The 3,716-nt window shown below is 60.3% G+C and carries 1 protein-coding gene; it reads left to right on the top strand.

Annotated features, from left to right (window positions below):
- Nucleotides 1-3,716 (top strand): Cna B-type domain-containing protein (locus tag ACI38B_RS00015; RefSeq protein ID WP_439729006.1); only part of this gene is annotated, 3,716 nt, incomplete at both ends.

Genomic DNA, 3,716 nt, shown 5'->3' with positions numbered 1-3,716 from the left:
CAGGACGGCAAACGCACGGACGCGACCTTCAGCCTGTACCGGAAGATCAGCGGCGGCGCGGAAAGCAAAGTCAGCGGCAAAGACAAGACCGTGCTCGCCAACGCCACCGGCGATGCGCTGACGGTCCAATGGACGGGACTTCCACAGTACGAGAACGGCAAGCCTGTCACCTATTCCGTCAAGGAAAGCACCGCGAATACCAATGGGTACACGACAACGGCCAGCGGCAACGCCTCCAGCGGATACACCTTCACCAACACGTACACACCGCAGACCACCGCGATCAGCGTGCACAAGGTTTGGGAGGACTCGGACAACCAAGACGGCATCCGGCCGAACAATGTCCGCGTGGAACTGTATGCAAACGGAGTAGCTACCGGGCGCACCGCGACCATCACCGGTGCCAACAACTGGACGGTCACTTTCTCGGGACTGCCCGTCTATGATTCCGGTAAGGCAATCGCGTACAGCGTGCGTGAGCAGGCCATCAACGGGTATACGACAAAAATCAGCGGAACCGCGGCAAATGGTTACACCATTACCAACAGCCATACGCCGCAGACCGTCACCATCCAAGGTGCCAAGACCTGGAACGACGACAACAACCTGACCGGTAGCCGACCGAAATCCATCACTATCGACCTGTACGCCGATGGGAAGAAAGTCGATTCGCGGGTCGCCACGGCCAGCGGATCATGGCGTTGGGACTTCGGCGAACAGCCTGCCTACAAGGCTGGAGCGCAAATTACCTATACTGTCGCCGAGGAGCCGGTGCCAGGCTATACCGCGCAAATCGACGGGTACAACGTAACCAACACCGTGACCAAGCACGAGGTCAAACTCCTGAAAACCGACGAATCCGGCAATCCGGTCGCCGGGGCGGTAATGCATGTCGCGACCGCGTCAGGCACCCAGGTCGGCGCAAGCTGGACAAGCGGCTCACAAGCTACGGCCATGCAGCTTGCTGCAGGTGACTACCAATTGGTTGAGGACGCCGCGCCTGCAGGGTACCAGCTCGCCACGAGCCCTGTCGCATTCACGGTGAACGCGGATGGGACCGTCAGCGTGAACGGCGCCAAAGCCGATTCAGCCACGGTCACCATGTCAGACAAGCTTGACACCATTGACATCACCGGTGTCAAACAGTGGAACGACAACAACAATCATGACGGTCTTCGTCCCGACAGTGTGACCGTCAAGCTGCTCGCCAACGGGCAACCGGCAACGGACACCGCCGGCAAACAGCGCACGGCGACTGTCACGGCAAACGACAATTGGAAGTTCAGCTTCACCAAGCTGCCGCGCGTTGATACGGCTGGCAAGACAATCACATACAGCGTGGAGGAGCAGCCGGTGGCCGGATACACCTCCGCAGTCAGCGGCGACGCCACCAGCGGATTCACCATCACCAACACGCATACCAACGAGACTGTCGATATCAGTGGTGTCAAGCAGTGGAAGAACGATACCGAAGCCACCCGGCCACAAAGCGTCACGTTGCAGCTCTATGCAAACGGCACGCCGATGCTCGGCGATGATGGCAAGCCGGTCACTGCAACCGCCAGTGCGAGCGACAACTGGAAGTATGCCTTCACCGGTCTGCCCAAATACAACAAGGGCACCGCGGTGAATTACACGGTGGTTGAGACTTCTTCACTGAAGGACTACGTCGCCGTGGCGGGAACCGCCGACAACGGCTATGCCGTGACCAACACCTATGCGCCTGGCAAGCGTTCGCTCACCGTGACCAAGCAGTGGGTGGATGCTGCAGGTTCGGCGGATTCCGCGAATCGTCCCGACTCGATCAGCGTGCAGCTGTATGCCGACGGCGCTGCCACCGGCTCCCCGGTGAAGCTGGACGCGGACAACGGCTGGGCCTACACCTGGACCGATCTTGACGCGAAGAAGTCCGGCAAGAGCGTCGTATACACCGTCAAGGAAACGCAGGTGCCAGACGGGTATACCGACTCCACTTCTACGTCGGACGATGGCAATGTCGTCACGCTGACGAACACCGCACGCCGGTATGCAGTCACCATCGCGAAAACCGATGGCAATTCGCCGCTCGCCGGTGCCAAACTTCAGATCACCGACGTCAACGGCGTTCCGGTGTCAGGCAGCTTCACCAGTGGCGACTCCGCCACCGTTCACAACTTGTACCCAGGCAACTACCTGCTGACGGAACTGCAAGCCCCCGACGGCTACCAGATCGCCGATGCGATTGCCTTCAACATTGCGGCAGACGGCAAAGTCACCTACACCGGTGCGGACGGCAGCAAGAAGACCGCCAATAACGGCATCTTGACCATGGTCGACAAGTCCCAGACCACCAGCATCACCGGCAAGAAGATTTGGAACGACGACGCCGACCAGGCGGGCAAGCGCCCATCCACCATCACCGTCGACCTGCTCGCCAATGGGAAGGCCGCCACGAAGAACGGCAAGCCCGTCACGGCAAGCGTGAGCGCTGAGACAGGCTGGGCATTCAGCTTCGACGATCTGCCCGTCATGGACAACGGGTCGGCCGTCACCTACACGGTCAAGGAAGAGCAGGTGGCGGGATATACCGCCGACATCAGTGGTGACGCTGCAAACGGTTTCACCATCACCAACACCATCGACCGTCATACCGTCAAATTCGCCAAAACGGACGAAAGCGGAGCAGCGCTGGCCGGTGCGACCATGCGACTGACTGACCCGAACGGCGTCGATGTTGTCCAACCGTGGATTTCAGGCGGGCAACCTTACGAAACCGAGCTGGCCGACGGATCCTATGTACTCACCGAAGCACAGGCGCCGGCGCATTATGACATCGCCGAATCCATCCCGTTTAAGGTTAGCGACGGCAAGGTGATTATCGGCGGCGAAGAACAGGATCAGGCCACGGTTACCATGCGCGACGAGCGCAGCCGCTTCCAAGTCAATATCGACAAAGTCAACGTGGCGGGTACGCGCGTGGAAGGCGCCGTCCTCGAAGTGACCACCTCAGATGGCAAGACCACTCTCGCCCAGTGGACCACGGATGGCGAAAACGCGCACGCGCTGACCCTTGAACCGGGCGATTACCGACTCCTAGAAACCCAGGCACCAGCCTCCGGCATGTACACGAGCATCGACCCGATTGACTTCACCGTAGGCGATGACGGCACCCTGACCGTGACCGACAGCGACGGCACTCGCACGCTCGGCGGCAACACGATCACCGCGGTCGACAAGTACGCCAGCCACAAGGTGACGGTCTCCAAGAAGAGCTTGACCGAAGGAATCGGCGAAATCGCCGGTGCACAGCTCGAAATCAGCGGTGTGAACCTTGACGGCGAATCCGTTGAAGACCAATGGACTTCGCAGCAGGGCAAGAATCATTCGACCGAGCTCAAGCCAGGAAGCTATACGCTTCGTGAAACTGCGGCGCCCGCGGGGTATGCGGTCGCCGCCCCCATCGATTTCACCGTCACGACCGGTGGCGCGCTCGAAATCAACGGCGAACGCCAGTACGGCCGAGCTCTAGAAATGATCGACGAACCGGCGACCACGCCAGTCACCTTGAGCAAGGTCGGCAGCGACAACGTGTCGCGCGAACTGGCCGGGGCGAGCTTGACGGTCACCGGCACGACCTTCGAAGGCGTTTCGTACAAGCACACGTGGACGTCCAAGGGCGATGGGCCGCTCGTGCTGCAGTTGTCCAACGGCACCTACACGATGAGTGAAACCAAGGC

Source organism: Bifidobacterium sp. (assembly GCF_051876855.1).
GTDB lineage: Bacteria > Actinomycetota > Actinomycetes > Actinomycetales > Bifidobacteriaceae > Bifidobacterium.
Note: the sequence above shows the minus strand (reverse complement) of the source record. Positions and strands in the feature narration are given on the sequence as shown.